Origin of the sequence: Rhodococcus sp. UFZ-B548 (assembly GCF_903819475.1) — a bacterium.
GTDB classification, from domain to species: domain Bacteria; phylum Actinomycetota; class Actinomycetes; order Mycobacteriales; family Mycobacteriaceae; genus Rhodococcus_F; species Rhodococcus_F erythropolis.
In genome coordinates this window covers 45,286-61,011 of sequence record NZ_CAIJDS010000019.1, presented here as the reverse complement: position 1 = coordinate 61,011, position 15,726 = coordinate 45,286, and the positions used below count along the sequence as shown (strand labels likewise).

At 62.1% G+C, this 15,726-nt stretch carries 16 protein-coding genes; 8 read left to right on the top strand and 8 right to left on the bottom strand.

Going from position 1 to position 15,726, the window contains the following annotated elements:
* Positions 1-18 precede the first annotated feature (18 nt).
* Positions 19-681 (top strand): TetR/AcrR family transcriptional regulator, encoded by a 663-nt coding sequence (locus H7C86_RS17790; RefSeq protein WP_060937839.1) that lies wholly within the window; start codon positions 19-21, stop codon positions 679-681.
* Positions 682-687: 6 nt separating this feature from the next.
* On the opposite strand, the gene H7C86_RS17785 is transcribed toward H7C86_RS17790, so the two are convergent.
* Positions 688-1,908 (bottom strand): SfnB family sulfur acquisition oxidoreductase, encoded by a 1,221-nt coding sequence (locus H7C86_RS17785; protein ID WP_060937840.1) that lies wholly within the window; start codon positions 1,906-1,908, stop codon positions 688-690.
* Between the two features lie 98 nt (positions 1,909-2,006).
* On the opposite strand from H7C86_RS17785, the gene sfnG reads away from it, so the two are divergent.
* Positions 2,007-3,131, top strand: a complete 1,125-nt coding sequence (sfnG, locus tag H7C86_RS17780; RefSeq protein WP_182261937.1) for a dimethylsulfone monooxygenase SfnG — start codon at positions 2,007-2,009, stop codon at positions 3,129-3,131.
* A 12-nt stretch (positions 3,132-3,143) separates the two neighbouring features.
* On the opposite strand, the gene H7C86_RS17775 is transcribed toward sfnG, so the two are convergent.
* On the bottom strand, positions 3,144-4,670 hold the full coding sequence (locus tag H7C86_RS17775; RefSeq protein ID WP_080909933.1) for an aldehyde dehydrogenase family protein: 1,527 nt from the start codon (positions 4,668-4,670) through the stop codon (positions 3,144-3,146).
* Positions 4,671-4,797: 127 nt separating this feature from the next.
* Between H7C86_RS17775 and H7C86_RS17770 the strand changes: the two genes are divergently transcribed.
* Both H7C86_RS17770 and H7C86_RS17765 read left to right on the top strand, forming a co-directional pair.
* Positions 4,798-5,940, top strand: a complete 1,143-nt coding sequence (locus tag H7C86_RS17770; RefSeq protein WP_007730792.1) for an acyl-CoA dehydrogenase family protein — start codon at positions 4,798-4,800, stop codon at positions 5,938-5,940.
* Between the two features lie 9 nt (positions 5,941-5,949).
* Positions 5,950-6,642 (top strand): GntR family transcriptional regulator, encoded by a 693-nt coding sequence (locus H7C86_RS17765; protein WP_019745722.1) that lies wholly within the window; start codon positions 5,950-5,952, stop codon positions 6,640-6,642.
* A gap of 9 nt (positions 6,643-6,651) precedes the next feature.
* Here H7C86_RS17765 and H7C86_RS17760 read toward each other — a convergent pair whose 3' ends face one another.
* On the bottom strand, positions 6,652-7,272 hold the full coding sequence (locus tag H7C86_RS17760; protein WP_259349234.1) for a TetR/AcrR family transcriptional regulator: 621 nt from the start codon (positions 7,270-7,272) through the stop codon (positions 6,652-6,654).
* Between the two features lie 116 nt (positions 7,273-7,388).
* On the opposite strand from H7C86_RS17760, the gene H7C86_RS17755 reads away from it, so the two are divergent.
* The 3 genes from H7C86_RS17755 (at position 7,389) to H7C86_RS17745 (ending at position 10,834) form a co-directional block, all read left to right on the top strand.
* Complete coding sequence (locus H7C86_RS17755; protein ID WP_182261964.1) at positions 7,389-8,258, top strand: oxygenase MpaB family protein; 870 nt, start codon at positions 7,389-7,391, stop codon at positions 8,256-8,258.
* A gap of 104 nt (positions 8,259-8,362) precedes the next feature.
* Positions 8,363-9,502 carry a serine hydrolase domain-containing protein gene (locus H7C86_RS17750; RefSeq protein WP_020971091.1) on the top strand — a complete coding sequence of 380 codons (1,140 nt, stop codon included), beginning with the start codon at positions 8,363-8,365 and terminating at the stop codon, positions 9,500-9,502.
* 237 nt (positions 9,503-9,739) lie between these two features.
* Positions 9,740-10,834: a GGDEF domain-containing protein gene (locus H7C86_RS17745; RefSeq protein ID WP_042953148.1), complete on the top strand. Its 1,095-nt coding sequence runs from the start codon at positions 9,740-9,742 to the stop codon at positions 10,832-10,834.
* A gap of 9 nt (positions 10,835-10,843) precedes the next feature.
* Here H7C86_RS17745 and H7C86_RS17740 read toward each other — a convergent pair whose 3' ends face one another.
* Together H7C86_RS17740 and H7C86_RS17735 are read right to left on the bottom strand one after the other, a co-directional pair.
* Positions 10,844-11,056: a hypothetical protein gene (locus tag H7C86_RS17740; RefSeq protein ID WP_020971089.1), complete on the bottom strand. Its 213-nt coding sequence runs from the start codon at positions 11,054-11,056 to the stop codon at positions 10,844-10,846.
* Between the two features lie 32 nt (positions 11,057-11,088).
* Positions 11,089-12,519, bottom strand: a complete 1,431-nt coding sequence (locus tag H7C86_RS17735; RefSeq protein ID WP_069145434.1) for an MFS transporter — start codon at positions 12,517-12,519, stop codon at positions 11,089-11,091.
* Between the two features lie 63 nt (positions 12,520-12,582).
* Here H7C86_RS17735 and soxR point away from each other — a divergent pair, with 63 nt between their 5' ends.
* Positions 12,583-13,023: a redox-sensitive transcriptional activator SoxR gene (soxR, locus tag H7C86_RS17730; RefSeq protein ID WP_020909439.1), complete on the top strand. Its 441-nt coding sequence runs from the start codon at positions 12,583-12,585 to the stop codon at positions 13,021-13,023.
* A 12-nt stretch (positions 13,024-13,035) separates the two neighbouring features.
* On the opposite strand, the gene H7C86_RS17725 is transcribed toward soxR, so the two are convergent.
* The 3 genes from H7C86_RS17725 to H7C86_RS17715 form a co-directional block, all read right to left on the bottom strand.
* A complete protein-coding gene (locus tag H7C86_RS17725) occupies positions 13,036-13,842 on the bottom strand; it encodes an ABC transporter ATP-binding protein (protein ID WP_020909438.1) in 807 nt (268 codons plus the stop codon).
* A gap of 15 nt (positions 13,843-13,857) precedes the next feature.
* Complete coding sequence (locus H7C86_RS17720; protein ID WP_182261935.1) at positions 13,858-14,562, bottom strand: FadR/GntR family transcriptional regulator; 705 nt, start codon at positions 14,560-14,562, stop codon at positions 13,858-13,860.
* An 86-nt stretch (positions 14,563-14,648) separates the two neighbouring features.
* A complete protein-coding gene (locus H7C86_RS17715) occupies positions 14,649-15,725 on the bottom strand; it encodes an alcohol dehydrogenase catalytic domain-containing protein (protein ID WP_182261934.1) in 1,077 nt (358 codons plus the stop codon).
* Position 15,726 lies beyond the last annotated feature (1 nt).

Below are 15,726 nucleotides of genomic sequence, written 5' to 3'. Positions count from 1 at the left end.
GGCGCGCACAATCGACGGATGGCCGAAAAGATGGAACCGAGATCACCGCGGCTCGGACGTCCCCCGACGATCACGTCGGAGCAGATAGTCGACGAGGCGAAACGGCAACTCCAGTCCGGCGGCGCCGACGCGTTGAGCATGCGCGCGTTGGCGAAATCGCTCGGCACCACGCCGATGGCGCTGTACCGGCACGTGGGCGACAAGGAACAGCTGATCAGCGCGGTTCTCGATGTGTACTCGCAAGATCTCGGCGCGCTGATCCTGCCGCAGGATCAGGTCGAACGGCTTCGCACGATCTTCACCGCGATCTTCGAAACGCTGGCATCGGAGCGCTGGATCATCGAGTTGCTTCAGCGAGGTGGGCGCGGCGGGGGCGGCGCTGTGGTCTTGGTCGATCGGGCAATGGCCGCTTGTGTCGAACTCGGGATGTCGCCGCGCCGCGCACTGTTGGTCTATCGAGCGCTGTGGAACTACACACTCGGTGCACTGCTCAACATCTACGACACCACCACACGACCGGAAGGCAGTGTGTCACCTCTCGCGGTCAAGATCCGAGAAATCGGTCCCGAGAAACTGCCGGTACTCAGTGAGGTGCTCGAGGACTGGCCGGGAGGGACGACGACTGAGAGTTACCTGGAAGGTCTCGAGGTCTTGATCAGCGGATACACAAATTCCGACTGAGAGTGTTTACAGCAGCCCGTGCCTCGGTGGGATTGTCCCCGACAGCGTCCAGCGGCCGATGTGTTGGACCTTCCACCTCGTCGGATCGTGCAGGGTGTGTGTGCGTGCGTCACGCCAGAATCGCGAGAGGTTCGCTGATTCGCCCGCGCTTCTGGTGCCACCGATCTCGAACAGCGTGCTCGTGGCCGCCAATGACGCTCTGGCACCGACCACTTTGGCAGTTGCAGCGTCGATGGATGCTCGGGCCGTGGAGTCCTCGGTGGGATTACGACGCGCCACGTCGATCGATCGCGCCGCTTCCGCCAAGAGGGATCTGGCAGCGCGAACCTCGATTGCCGCTTCGCCGGCGAGTTGAACGAGCAGTGGATCCTCCACCGCTGTATCGACTTTCGCCTCGAAGAAGGGCCGCGCCTTTGCCGCGAGTTTCACGGATTCGCGCAATGCGGCCGACGCGATGCCGGTGTCGATCGCCGCGTGCAGAATCTGGGCCTGTGCTCCGTAGGTGGTCGGGTGAGTGAACAACGATGTGAAGGGTACGACGTTGAACCGCGGCACCGACACGGATTCGAGTGTCACGGTTCCGCTCGCAGTTGTCTTCTGCCCCATGCCGTCCCAGTCGTCGACGATCGACAGTCCGGGAGTATTCCGGGGTAGGTAGACCGCGGATTTCACCTGTGCGCCGGTCTCGGTGAACTGATCCGCATTGGCGGCACGTACCACGATCCAATCTGCGAAAAGTGCTCCTGTGCAATAGAATTTTCGACCTTCGAGCACAAAGTCTTCCCCGTCGGGGGTGAGAGTGGTGCCGTCGATGTCGATGGTCTTGTTGCCGCGCTCGCTCTGGGCGTTGGCGAACTGCTTACCCGACAATGCTTCGGCGTAGAAGAACTGCTTCTGCTCGTTAGACCCCTGGTACCGGAGCGCTTCCAGGAAAGTGAAGTGGCTGTGCGGAATCTGCGCGATGCTGGGATCGCCCTCGGCGAGTAGGCGGAAGACCTCGGCCAACGTCTCGGTGCTCGCGTCGATGCCACCGAACCCCTTCGGCACCGAGAGCCCCAGCAGACCGGACTGCGCCAGGGTGCGAACCTCGTCGTGGGGAAGGAGGCGCTGCGCATCGCGGACGCCGGCACCTGCCGCGAACTCGTCGGACAGCTGTGACGCTACCGAGAGCGCCTCGTCTTCACTGGTGATGCGGTGCGCGATCTCCTGAATGTCCACAGCAGTCATGCTGCCACCGTTTCACAGTCGCAGCACCCACCCAACACTTACAACCTGTGTGATCGCTACCCTGGAAACCCCCGGGAACTGCATGTTTGCTGGATTTCATGTCTACTGAACGTATCGCCGACGAGATCAAGTTCGCCTACTGGGTGCCCAATGTCAGTGGTGGTCTGGTCACCTCCGACATCGAGCAGCGGACCAGCTGGGACTACGAGTACAACAAGAAGTTGGCGCAGACCGCCGAGAACAACGGCTTCGAGTACGCCCTGAGTCAGGTTCGTTACGAGGCGAGCTACGGGGCCGAGTTCCAGCACGAATCCACGAGTTTCAGCCTTGCGCTGCTCCTGGCCACCGAGAAGCTCAAGGTCATCGCCGCCGTGCATCCCGGACTCTGGCAGCCGGCAGTGTTGGCGAAACTGGGCGCTACCGCTGACCACCTGTCGAACGGTCGATTCGCCGTCAACGTCGTCAGTGGTTGGTTCAAGGACGAGTTCACTCATCTGGGCGAGCCGTGGCTCGAGCACGACGAGCGCTATCGGCGTAGCGCCGAGTTCCTTCAGGTTCTTCGGAAGATCTGGACCGAGGACGACGTCGATTTCCGCGGCGACTTCTACCGCATTCACGACTTCACGTTGAAGCCTAAGCCTCTGAACACTCCGGAGCGACCCAATCCCGAACTGTTCCAAGGTGGTAACTCGGCGGCAGCCCGTGTGAACGCCGGTCGCTATTCGGATTGGTACTTCAGTAACGGCAAGGACTACGACGGCGTCACCGAACAGTTGGTCGACGTCCGCCGTGTTGCTCGCGAGAACGATCGTGAGGTCAAGTTCGGGCTCAACGGGTTCATCATCGCCCGCGACACCGAGGCCGAAGCAAAAGACACGCTGCGAGAAATTATCGCCAAAGCGAACCGTCCCGCAGTCGAGGGTTTCAAGAATGCAGTCCAACAGGCCGGCGCGTCGACCTCGTCCAAGGACGGGATGTGGGCAGATTCGACGTTCGAGGACTTGGTTCAGTACAACGACGGCTTCCGCTCACAACTGATCGGCACGCCGGAACAGATCGCCCATCGGATCGTCGAATATCACCGTCGCGGTGTCGATCTGATTCTCGGCGGATTCCTGCACTTCCAGGAAGAGATCGAGTACTTCGGGGCCAAGGTGCTCCCGCTGGTTCGTGAACTCGAAGCAGCCGACAGTGACGAGCAGGTGCTCGTCACCGCCGGCTGATCGCCTGGCCTCTCAGGACTTTGCGTGGCGCTTCGCCAGCATCCAACGAGAGATCTTCATGTCCCGAGCTTTTCGCTCGATGGTCAGCAGGTCCAACGGAGCGCTGAATTTCTGAACGGCCAGTGATTTCACACTGCTGAACTCACGCAGCCCATCGGCTCCGTGGATACGCCCGAACCCGGAATCGCCGACCCCGCCGAATGGCAGGGCGGCGATTCCGGCGAATCCGAGAACCGAATTGACCGTGACGACACCGCATTCGAGCTTCTCGGCAATCGCTCGACCCTTCGACGAACTCTTGGTGAACACCGAGGCGCCCAAGCCGTACTTCGACGCATTGGCACGCTCGATCCCCTCGTTCATGTCGGCGACCTTGTTCACCACGACGCTCGGGCCGAACGTTTCCTCGGTGATCGCCGTGGAATCCTCCGGAACATCCGTCAGGATGATCGGATCGATGAACGGACCGTTGAACGAATCAAGTCCGCCGAGTACAGCTTTCGCGCCGCGACTGAGAGCGTCTTCGATCTGGCCTCGGACTATCGCAGTCTGCTTTCCCAGCGTCATCGGCCCGTAGGTCGAGCTGTCGGTGGCGCCGGCGTGGGCGTCCCGAAGCGCGGCGGTGAGCTTGGACAAGAAGGCGTCGTACACGGGCGCTGCGACGTAGATTCGTTCGACGCCGGCACAGGTTTGTCCGCCGTTGCCCACTGCCCCGAATGCAGCGAAGCTCACGGCCGCATCGAGGTTGGCGTCGGAGTCCACCAGCATGGCGTCCTTGCCGCCGCATTCGGCGACCAGGGGAGTGAGGGTGTCCGCGCAGGCGGCCATCACGCGCTTTGCGGTAGCCGTCGAGCCGGTGAATGCGATCTTGTCGACACCGGACGAACACAGAAGTGCACCGGTTTTTCCGTCACCGGTAATGGTCTGCAGGACAGGGTGTCCGGGCGCGGCGATGTTCCACAGCCGAGCCAATTCGACGCCGACGCCTGGTGAGAGTTCGCTCGGTTTGAAGACGACGGCGTTGCCGGCGGCCAGTGCGTAGCCGATCGACCCCATCGGTGTGTACAGCGGATAGTTCCAGGGGCCGATCACACCGACGACGCCCATCGGCCGGTAGCCGACGGATGCAGACTGGTTGGCGCTGATCAGTCCTGCACCGACGCGTCTGCGGCGCAATACTTTCTGTGCGTTGCGTGCCGCCCAGTCGAGATGTTCGACGGCCAGCATGACTTCGAGAAGGGCGTCGTCGCTGGGTTTTCCGGTCTCGGCGGAAATGATCGCCGCCATCGATTCGGCGTGAGTGGCGATCGCGGCGCGGAAATTACCGAGCACCTTCCGGCGGCCTTGGAATCCGAGTTGATCCCACCACTTCGACGCCGTGCGTGCTGAGGCGACCGCTTTCTCGATCTCTTGCTGATCTGCAATGGGGTGCTGCGCGACCACGGAATCGTTGCGAGGGTCGAGGCTCGCGAAGGTGTGATCGTCCGATTTCGGATCTGTCGACGTGGACGTGCTCTGGCGGCCGAGCTGTTCTGTCATGTTCTTCAGATCCTCCACATGTCGGTGCATCACATATATGTGATGTGATTTACTGTGCTGGTAGTCACAGTATGCGTCGGACCGAGCTCCGACAAGCCTCCAGCCTCATCTCACTCGGGAGTTTTCGATGTACATGGATTTCACGCAGGAGCAGTCTGATTTCGCCAAGTCGGTAGCGTCGTTCTGCAAGAAGGAAAGTGGTACCCGTGAGCAGCGAGACCTGCTGACCGATCATGGCGCCCATAACCACAACCAGGCGTTCTACGAGAAGATGGCGGAATTGGGTTGGCTCGGGCTGACTGTCCCGGAGGAATACGGCGGATCTGCCGGAAGTACGGTCGACCTGTGCATCTTCCTGGAGGAAGCAGCCAAGGGCATGGCGCCGATCGGTGGACTGGGCCCGACCGTCATCACCGGGGCTGCATACGAGAAGTTCGGCAGTCCGGCCCAGAAGGAGGCAGTGCTCGGCGGGATCGTCCGTGGCGCGTCGCAGTCGATCTCGATGTCCGAACCCGAAGCAGGCTCCGACGTGGGAAATTTGAGTTGCCGCGCCGAGAAGGTCGACGGTGGGTGGCTGATCAACGGCCAGAAGACGTGGTGTTCCAACGCGCACTTCGCCGAGAACATCCTTCTGGTGGCTCGCACATCCCGAGGTGAAGGCAAGCATGAGGGCCTGACGATGTTCCATGTCCCGGCCGACATCTCCGGATTGAAGATCAGTGGAATCGACACCATGGGCGGCAAGGAGGTCAACGATCTCTACTTCACCGACACATTCCTGCCCGAGGACGCGGTGGTTGGGGAAGTCGGCAACGGCTGGCGTCAACTCATGGCCGGACTCAACATCGAACGCCTCATCCTCGCGGCGATGATGCTCGGGACCGCGCAGCGCGCTTTCGACGACACCCTCGAATTCGTCACCACGCGTAAGCAGTTCGGCCGTCCGGTCGGATCGTTTCAGGCGCTTCGCCACCGGATCGCGGATCTCGCCACGGAGATCGAATGCGGCCGTCTGCTGGTCTACAGCGTTGCCCGAATGGTCGACGCCAACCCGACCAAGATGTTCCCGCGGGAAGCGTCGATGGCCAAGCTGAAGCTGACCGAGACCGCCAAGAAGGTCGCGCTCGAGGGGATGCAGATGATGGGTGGGTACGGTTACGCGACTGAGTTCGACATGGAGCACCATGTGCGAAAGACTCTTGTGTCCTCCATTTATGGTGGTACCAACGAGATTCAGCGAGACATCATCGGCAAAACGTACGGACTGTGAGGATCGGTTGTGGCAACGTCTGCACGCACTCGGAGGGCGACATCTGAGCTGAGGAGACGGCCACAGTTGTCGGAGGACGTGGCCAACCACGTTCGTAACCTGATCATGTCCGGCGCTGTGCGTCCGGGCGAGTTCGTCAGATTGGACGAAACCGCAGCCGACCTCGGTGTCAGCGTCACGCCGGTGCGAGAAGCCCTCGTCGCATTGCGCGGCGAGGGAATGGTCGAGTTGGTTCCGCATCGCGGCTATCTCGTCTCGCCCCTCAGTCGCCAAGACATCGAAGACATCTTCTGGTTGCAGGGGCAGATCGCAGTCAAGCTGGCTTTGCGGGCGATGGACACCATCACAGCTGATCAACTGGTGGAACTCACGGAACTCAACGCCGATTTGCGAGCGGCAGTCGACGCTTCGGATGCAGCTGCGATCGAGCAGTGCGAATTCGAATTCCACCGCTTGATCAATCGCGCTGCGGGTGGTGCGAAGCTGGCATGGTTCCTGTTCGGCGCGATTCGGTACACCCCTGCTCGTCTCTACGCGACGGATCCAGGCTGGGGTGAGCTTGCGGTATCGAGCCACGACGCTTTGATCGAGGCGTTCGAGAAGCACGATCGAGAACAGGTGGACGCGCAGATGAGTCTGCAGTTCTCCGACGGCGCTGCTCGACTTCTCGCTCACCTCGACAACATCGGGATCTGGGACTGAATCAGGAGCTCAAGACGGAGGTAGGGCGGGAGCGAGCAGGATCGCTGCACATTCGGCGACCAGTTCTTCTTCCGTCACGTCGATGTATCCGTCCAGCCATGCACTGAGGGTCTGCGCCAGGCCGCCGACCAGGAAGGTTGCTGTCAGCGTCAAGTGGCCGCTGTCGTTCAATCGGTAGAAGGTCTTGGCGTTGGCGGCCAGGAGACCGATGAATATCGTCGTCGACGCTCGCCGTTTCTCGGCCAGGGCCGGGCTCGTCAGGGCGCTGGAGAACAGTAGACGTCCGCGACGGGGATCCTGCGCGATCGTGCGGACGATGTTCGCGATTCCGGCGAGCGCCTTGCCTCGTTCGGTCTCGGCGGCGTCCACCGCGGCCTGGGTTGAAACGGCGATGTCCGTGATGACGGTGTCGTAGACGGCCGACATCAGAGCATCACGATCGGTGAAGCTCTCGTAGAAGTACCTCGCCGCGACACCGGCCTTCTTGCACACTCCGCGGACCGTCAGTTCGGGCTCGGCGGAGCCCATGAGTTCCAGACCGGCCTCGATCAGCGTCTCTCGTCGTTGGGCTACGCGGAGCGCGCCGTCGACGCCACCGTACGAACGCGGTTGGTCATTCATGAAGACCATCTTTGCATCCCGAGATTGCTTGACATCTCGGCATTTCGGCGTTTCACTCATCTGAGAACATGCGTTCGCAGATGTCGACTCGAAGGGGTTCTGCCATGACGGTGAGTAGGGATTCGATGGACGGGCGCGAGGAAGCGGTGGCAGGCGGCATCGGAGCGGTCGGCGTCCAGGCGGTCGACATCGACGCCGAGGTCGAAAAGGCGATGTCCGGGCTCGGACTGTTGGCCGCAGGCGCCAACGTCATCATGCAGTTGGCGCGCCCGGCGGTGGGGTACGGCGTGTACGAGAGCAAGGTCGAGACGGGTCGGTTGGATCGGCATCCGGTGAAGCGAACCCGGACGACGCTGACGTATCTCGCCGTCGCGAGCCTGGCGACGGACGAAGAAAAGAAGCTGTACCGACGCGCAGTCAACGGCTCTCACAAGCACGTTCGCTCCGATGAGAACAGCGCGGTCGAATACAACGCGTTCGATCCCGAGCTGCAGTTGTGGGTAGCCGCCTGCCTGTACCGAGGCTTCGAGGACGTCTACAAAATCTTGTACGGGGATCTCGATCCGCTCACCCAGGATGCGTTCTATCAGCGAAGCGCCACGTTCGGTACAACCCTTCAGATGCGACGCGACATGTGGCCGGCGGACCGGGATGCGTTCGAGGTCTACTGGAACGAGAACCTCGGCAAGGTGGCGATCGACGAGACGATTCGTGAGCATCTCTACGGGATCGCGTCGGCGACCTTCACGCCGAAGCTGTTGCATCCCGTGGTCGGTCCGCTCAACCGATTTGTCACCACCGGGTTCCTGCCCCAGGCCTTTCGTGAGGAAATGCGGCTCCCGTGGTCAGCGCGTCAGCAGCGCAACTTCGACCGATCCATGCGGGTCGCCGCGCTGGTCAATCGGTTCAGCCCGAAGATTCTGCGGATGTTCCCCTACAACTTCTATCTCTGGGATCTGCGTCGGCGCATCGCCAAGGGAATCCCGTTGGTCTGAGCCGACTCTGACACTTGAAGTGATTGACACCACAGGTAAATCGGACACATACTCAACCCAGTTGAAGTTGACGTCAAGTTTTAACTTTCCTGTGGAGGCTGTCAGTGGCGAACATCGAAGGCGTATGTGACCAGCGATTCTCTGGCTTGAAGGAGGCGCTGGCACGCAATCTCGATTCCGGCGAGGACGTCGGGGCAGCGATCGCACTGACGATCGACGGCGAATCCGTCGTCGACATGTGGGGCGGTTGGGTCGACGTCGAGCACACTGCTCCTTGGGCCCGCGACACAGTCACCAACGTCTGGTCCTGCAGCAAGACCGTGACCGCACTGGCCGCGCTCATGCTCGTCGACCGCGGGTTGCTGGATCTCGATGCCCCGGTCGCGCAGTACTGGCCCGAGTTCGCAGCAGCGGGTAAGGACCGTATTCAGGTCCGGCAACTGTTGTCGCACACATCAGGCGTTTCGGGGTGGGATCAACCGTTCACCTTGGAGAACATTTGCGACGACGCGTACGCCACAGCCCGGTTGGCGACGCAGGCTCCGTGGTGGGAGCCGGGTACCGCATCCGGATATCACGCCCTCAACTACGGCCACCTGATCGGCGAGGTCGTCAGGCGCATCGACGGTCGAACCCTCGGCCGCTTCATCGACGAGGAAATAGCCGGTCCGCTCGATGCTGATTTCCGCCTGGGCTTGCCGAAGTCCGAATACGGGCGAGTCTCGAATGTGATTGCGCCACCGCCGTTGCCGATCGACATCGCGGCACTCGGGATGGACAACATCATGGTGAAGACCTTCACCGCGCCGCCGGCCGACGCGACAGGTTCGTGGACCGACGGGTGGCGAGCCGCCGAGATCGGTGCGGCCAACGGTCATTCGAATGCGAGGGCGCTCGCAAGGATCCAATCGGTGATTGCGTGCGGTGGCAAGGTCGGTGACGTTCGCCTGCTGTCGGAGGAAACGATCGACAAGATCTTCGAGGAGCAGTCGTACGGGGTCGACCTCGTCCTCGGTGTGCCGGTCCGCTTCGGCGTCGGATTCGGATTGCCGACGCCGGAGTCCGTCCCGTTCATTCCGGAGGGGCGAATCTGCTTCTGGGGAGGTTGGGGTGGCTCGCAGATCATCATCGACACCGAGAAGCGCATGACCTTCTCGTACGTGATGAACAAGATGGGGCCGGGCCTGCTCGGTTCCGAGAGATCGGCGCAGTACGTATCGGCTGCCTACGACGCACTGAGCTGATCGATGTGACTGCGTTTGATCGAGATGACAGGGAGGGCGAAGCGCTACTCAAATCCTTGCTGAGTAGTAGCCGAGGGGGCTGGGTATAGGCCCGATTGCTAATCCGGCGGAACGGTTGGTTTGTCTGCTGCAGCTGACTATGCTGCCGGATATGCCAGTGTGCTCCGGGGGGAAATCAGCTTGTCCGCTACGTCGAAGTGTGCCCGAAAGTTGCAGACCTGCATCGGCTGACCGGCGATGAAGGGTTTCGTCGAAGTTGTCATGCGCTGGTGGCAGTTGCCGGACCAGTTCCATAGTTTCAGCAGGTACCTCGAAGACCGCGGGTTCTTGACTTCCTGCCGGGCGCTGGTCGGCGGAACGGCACTCTGGATGGGGTTGGTGTTGCTGTCGGCGCGATTCAGTGACGTCGGTCCGCAAGGTACGTTCTGGCGAGCGGTCAATCTCATGGTCATAGTCCTGTGCGTCGGCGCGGCCCTGATCTGGTGGTTGTTTCCGCCGACGCCGCTGTGGTCGTACACCTTTGTCGTGGGTTCCGACGTTGCGATTGCGGCGGCCGCCGCAACCGACTCGGAACCGATGGGACGGCTCATCGCGTGCGTCGTGTTTGCGTCGATCGGCGGCTATATTGCGTTCTTCCACAATCCGAAACTCCAAGTCGGTCACTTGGTCTTCGCCTCGATTGTCACGGTGCTTTCGGGGTGGACTTTGTTGTTCGGACCAGCAGCGGACGTCGGCTTGGGGTTGGCGAAAATCGCGGTCGTGATGGCCACCATCATTGTGATTCCCGTGGTGTCCCAAATGGTTCTGGCAGTTCTGGGATCCGACGCCACTACTTCCGACATCGACCCGTTGACCGGTCTGCTCAACCGTCGCGGACTTTCGCGTCGTGTGAAGGATCTGATGGGGCCTCCGGTGACCGAGGCCGACGCGGTTCTCGTAGTGGTGATCGATCTCGACCGATTCAAGACGATCAACGACGTTTACGGCCACGACGTTGGGGACAGCACGATCCTGCGAACGGCGCTGCGTATTCGCCTGTGGACAACCAAAGCTGCACTGACCGCCCGCGTGGGCGGTGACGAGTTCGTCGTGGTCGAGCGGGTGCCGGTCAGCGTGATAGCGAGGCTGGAAGGACAGATCCGCTCGGCAATGGACGGGGCGACCGATGATCCACCGACGAGCGCGAGCATCGGAATGGCGGTCCGCACCGCGCCCCGGCATCCGGGTGAGTCCGTCGACGAAGTCTTTGCCGAACTCTTCCGCGTCGCGGACACGGTGATGTACGAAGCGAAGCGCGAAGGTGGCAACCAGGTTCGGGCGAGCCTGGTCTGATGTGAGAGCTCAGTCGGCGAAGCTCAGGCCGCGTTCGGCGAGTGCTTCACGCAGAATCCTCAGAGCCTTCGGTCCCATCCCGTGCAGAGCGCCGAGTTCCTTCTCGGACACGGACGTCAATTGCGCGAGATGGGTGTAGCCCGCTCCGATCAGCGCGCGCTGTGCGGGAGCTCCCGTTTTCGGGAAGTCGGTTTCCACTGTGCCCGGATCCGGTTCTGTCACTGGCCAACTCCTCCGTGTGGGTTTTCCACAGTTTAGCGAGCGTCGTGAACGATTTCGGGGCTGTCGATTTTGTCGGGCGTTCGCGGAAGCGCGCGAGCTGCCACGGCAATGCCGATGATCGCGATAGCGGCGAAGGTGAGGAGAAGCAATTGCGCAGAACGAAGCGTCGACGGTTCGCCTATGTTCACCAGCACTCCGGCCAGGGCTGCGCCGAAGGCATTGGCGATCAGCTGAACGGTGTTGATGGCAGCGGAGGCACGCGCACCTTCTCCGGGATCGGTGACCGCGGTCATCGCACCGACTGCAAGATGGGGCCAGGCGATGCCGATTCCGACGCCGGCGACCAGCAGTCCGATCACCCACGCGACCATCGCACCGGCGCCGGCGTGCTCCGTGAGAAATGCTGCCATGATGCCCAACCCGATCGCGACGAGGATCGGACCGCTGACAACGATTCGTCGCACGATACGAGGGGTAGTCGCCGAGGCGCTCGGGATTTCGCCGAGAGTCCAGCCGAGAGCGAGTGCGGCCCCGAGGAATCCGGCCGCGAGCGGTGCCAGTCCGGCAAGTCGTTGGCCGAAGAGTGGAATGAACGTCTCGACGGTCGACGCAACAGCGAGGACGACGATGGTCAGGTACACCCATTTGAGCGACGACGCGTTGAACGTCGATGGCGGTAGTACGCCGTGGCGCGAGCGACGGTCAGCGGCGACAAAGGCGATCAGTAGCAGCACAGCGACGAGAACCATTGCTGCGGTCACTGCGAGGTTGGACAGAATTCCGGCAACGCTGACCAGCAAGGCTGCCGCAGTCAGCAATGCCAGGGAGAGGACCGGCACCGGGCTACTGGTCGTGCTGCCCGGTTCATGTGCCGGTAGCGCGCTGGGGACGAGAGCTGCGACTGCGATCGTCGCGACAACCAGAACGCCGAAAGCCCATCGCCAGGCTCCGAATTGAGCAAAGACGCCGCCGATTGCAGGGCCGGCGAAGGTGCCGACTCCCCACATTGCCGAAACCAGCGCGGCCCCGCGGGTCCACAGATGTCTGGGGAGCGCGGCATTGATGACGGCGTAACCGAGACCAGCCAGCAGGCCACCTCCCGAACCCTGGATCGTGCGGCCGACCAACAGCAATTCCATGGTCGGGCTGACCGCACAGACGACGGTGCCGAGCGCGAAGATCGCGAGGCCGATCAGGTAGGCCCCGCGCGGTCCCCTGGCGGCGAGGACGTTGGTGACCAACATCGAGGAGATGACGGAAGCGATGAGGAAGACCGTCGCGGTCCAGGCGTAGTACTGCTGACCGCCGATGTCGTCGATGGCAGTCGGAAGCAGGCTGGTCGTCAGGTAGACGTTGGTCGCGTACAGCGCGACGCCGCCTGCGAGGACGGTAGCGGTGCCGAGGTATCGACCGCTCAGGAGCTGCCGCCAGGTTCCGGCGGGAGCATCGGTGGGGGAGTGCATGTTGTCGAAGGTAGAATCTCAAGTGCGCTTCAGGTCAATGTCGCGCAGCCATTGGGAGGCAGAATGATCCGTAAGAGTGACGAACTTCTCTCGATCGGTGAGGTATCGGCGCGCACCGGCGTCGCCGTGTCGGCGGTGCGCTACTACGAAACACTCGGTCTGGTTCCTGCGGAGCGGACGGCAGGAAATATGAGGAAGTTCCCGCGCCACTCGATCCGGCGGGTGTCGCTGATCCAGTTGGCAGTCAGGTTCGGGATACCTCTGGCCGAAGTCGCCGAAGTATTCGGGTCGTTGCCGCAGGGGCGAACGCCGACGAAGAAGGACTGGCGCAAGATTTCGACGGAGTGGAATCAGCGCCTCGAGGATCGCAAGCAGGCCATCAGCCGGATGCAGGACGAACTGACGGGCTGTATCGGCTGTGGGTGTCTGTCACTCAAGACATGCAACCTGCTCAACCCTGGAGACGAACTGGGCCGGGAGGGGCCCGGCGCCAGACGTCTCTGAAACTACTGTCGGTCACACTCTTTCGCGTGGCCGCGACTGAGCATTCCACCGACCACCACGACGCTCGATCTCGATGGGATGCGAGAAGCACTCGCTGATGTTCTGGGTGGTGATCACATTCTCGGCGAGGCCGCTGGCGGTCACGACGCCGTCCTTGATCAGGAGAGCATGTGTGGTGGTGCTCGGAATCTCTTCGATGTGATGCGTCACGAGGATGCTGGCAAGTGACGGGTTCTGATTGCGGAGATCGTCCAGAGCCGTCAAGAGCTGTTCGCGCGCAGCAAGATCGAGCCCGGTCGCCGGTTCGTCGAGCAGGAGCAGGCGTGGTTCCACCATGAGTGCACGGGCGATCAGGGCTCGCCCCCGTTCGCCCTGGGACAAGTTGGGCCACAGTGCGTCCGAACGCGGACTCATCCCGAGTAGATCGATCAGTGCGTCGGCATGAGCCTCTTGCTCCGGCGTCGGTGACCACCGCGGCATTACCTCGGTGGTGTTGGTGAGGCCGGTGATCACGACGTTGCGGACGGTGATCGGAATTCCGATCGTGTGACGCGGGTTCACGTGCCCGATGTCCATCCGCAGTTCCCTCATGTCGACTCGGCCCAGCTTGTGCCCGAGGACGTAAACGGAACCGCGAGTCGGGTGGGCGGTTGCTCCGAGAAGGCTCAGGAGGGTGCTCTTGCCTGCACCGTTCGCGCCGAGGAGTACCCAGTGTTGCCCGGGTTCGATCGAAATGTTGATGTCTTTCAACAAGTATCGGCCGTCGCGGACGAGATCCACGTGTTCGGTCGACAGAACTGTGCCGTTGGGGTGTTGCACGAGAACTAACCTCTCTTAGGCGTCGAGCACACGCAACCGCCGTAAGACGGTGTCGATATTTGCTCGGGTTGCCGCTACCGCGGCTTCTGGGTCGGCGTCTTGAAGGGCCTCGACCAACTGATCATGGGCATGTGAGGTGTCGGGGACGCCGGCCTCGTGGGCCATCATCTCGACGAGGGATTCACGAAGGAGTGGACGCACCGACGTGAACAGCGAGAGTAGAACCGCGTTTCCGGACAACCGAACGACTTCGGTGTGGAAGTCGAGGTCGACGTCGACGAACTTTTCAACGTCCCCCTCGAAATGACTGTGTCGCATGGTCAGTCGCCGCCGCAGGCCGTCGAGGTCCTCGGGTTGTACCCGCTCCGCGGCCAGTCTGGCGGCCTCGATCTCGAGTGCGCGACGGACTTCGAAGACCTCCAGGATGCGTGAGCGTCGAAGCAGTTTGGTGAATTCGTCGACGTGCTCGAGTTCGGACGCGGCAGCCACGAAGGTGCCGACGCCGTGTCGGACTTCGAGTAGCCCGTCGCGAGCGAGGAGGCGGATTGCCTCGCGAATCGAGGAACGCCCGACGCCGAGTTCGACGGCAAGGGCCGCCTCGCTCGGAATTCGCTGCGTCGGCAACCACTCCGATTGGCGGATCTTCGACCGGAAGATCTGTTCTATTTGCGGCACCAGAGGACCGCTGCGCAGTACGAAACCACTGTGGTCGTCGGACATTGCTACCTCTCGAGTCGAATGGGCCTATGGTAGCAAGTCATCGGACGTCTGAAGACTAACCCCGGGTGACTGTGCCGGAAGCGCACTCACATCATCACGATGGATCGGAGGACTTCTCCCCGGCGTAGACGCTCGTAGGCCTCGGCTGCGCCGTCGAGATCGACAATTTCACTCCGATACTTCTCTAGTGGAAAGCTGCCCTCGGACACCAGCCGAGCGATCCTCGGAAAGTCGCGGCTCGGGACACAATCACCCCAGTGCGAGACGTGATATTCGAGTCGCTTGAGAAAGACAGGGCGCAACGCAACAGCGCTGATTTCGTCGGATCGAGGTGCCCCTGGCGCGACGATCCGACCGCCGGGACGCGTCAGCGCAATCGCCTGTTGTAGTGGTCCGTCGCCGCCGACCGCGTCGATGACGATGTCGAAGCTCGACAACAGCTCCGGTCGCCGGGCCCAGTGCGCACCGTCGACGGTGACATCGGCGCCGAACTCCGATGCAAATGCACGTTTGGCGGGTTCGAAGTCGAAGGCCGTGACGTGGGCGGCCCCGGCCGCCTGTGCGCCGGCGATCGCGCTGAGTCCGACCCCACCACAACCGATGACTGCGACCCTGTCACCGGCAGTGACCTCACCGGTGTTGACCGCTGCGCCGAATCCGGTTGGCACCCCACAGCCGAGAAGCGCACTCAAACCAGCATCGAGAGAGAGTGGGCGTAAGGCGACGTGCTGCCTGTTCATCAGGACCAACTCGGCGAGGCCGCCGGCCCCGAGGACCGGTGTCAGCTCTGTGCCGTCGGGTAGGCGGGGAGCCCGATGGCGCGGCATCTTGTTCACGCAGCGGACACCGCGACCTCGCTTGCAGTCGACACACTCGCCGCACGACACGATCAGCGCCACCACCACTTGATCGCCCACCGTGAGGTCCACGACTTCTGGACCGATCTCGTGGACCACGCCGCTGATCTCATGCCCCACGAGATACGGATAGTCCACCCCGGACGAGCCGTCCATGTAGTGAAGATCGCTGTGGCACAGCCCGCACGCGGTGACTTTGATCAGCACCTCGTCGGCCTGAGGTGCCGGCACCTCGATCTCGACGATTCGAAGTGGCTGATCGGGTCCGGTGGTGACTGCGCCTCGGCATCGGTGGTAGTGCGACATG

Excerpts from the sequence above, each read along its gene's own strand:
- H7C86_RS17785 (WP_060937840.1), bottom strand. The coding sequence starts at position 1,908 with ATGACTGCTGTGGACATTCAGGAGATCGCGCACCGCATCACCAGTGAA.
- H7C86_RS17775 (WP_080909933.1), bottom strand. The coding sequence starts at position 4,670 with ATGACAGAACAGCTCGGCCGCCAGAGCACGTCCACGTCGACAGATCCG.
- H7C86_RS17755 (WP_182261964.1), top strand. The coding sequence starts at position 7,389 with ATGGACGGGCGCGAGGAAGCGGTGGCAGGCGGCATCGGAGCGGTCGGC.
- H7C86_RS17735 (WP_069145434.1), bottom strand. The coding sequence starts at position 12,519 with ATGCACTCCCCCACCGATGCTCCCGCCGGAACCTGGCGGCAGCTCCTG.
- sfnG (WP_182261937.1), top strand. The coding sequence starts at position 2,007 with ATGTCTACTGAACGTATCGCCGACGAGATCAAGTTCGCCTACTGGGTG.
- H7C86_RS17770 (WP_007730792.1), top strand. The coding sequence starts at position 4,798 with ATGTACATGGATTTCACGCAGGAGCAGTCTGATTTCGCCAAGTCGGTA.
- H7C86_RS17715 (WP_182261934.1), bottom strand. The coding sequence starts at position 15,725 with ATGTCGCACTACCACCGATGCCGAGGCGCAGTCACCACCGGACCCGAT.
- H7C86_RS17745 (WP_042953148.1), top strand. The coding sequence starts at position 9,740 with ATGAAGGGTTTCGTCGAAGTTGTCATGCGCTGGTGGCAGTTGCCGGAC.
- H7C86_RS17760 (WP_259349234.1), bottom strand. The coding sequence starts at position 7,272 with ATGGTCTTCATGAATGACCAACCGCGTTCGTACGGTGGCGTCGACGGC.
- soxR (WP_020909439.1), top strand. The coding sequence starts at position 12,583 with ATGATCCGTAAGAGTGACGAACTTCTCTCGATCGGTGAGGTATCGGCG.
- H7C86_RS17720 (WP_182261935.1), bottom strand. The coding sequence starts at position 14,562 with ATGTCCGACGACCACAGTGGTTTCGTACTGCGCAGCGGTCCTCTGGTG.
- H7C86_RS17790 (WP_060937839.1), top strand. The coding sequence starts at position 19 with ATGGCCGAAAAGATGGAACCGAGATCACCGCGGCTCGGACGTCCCCCG.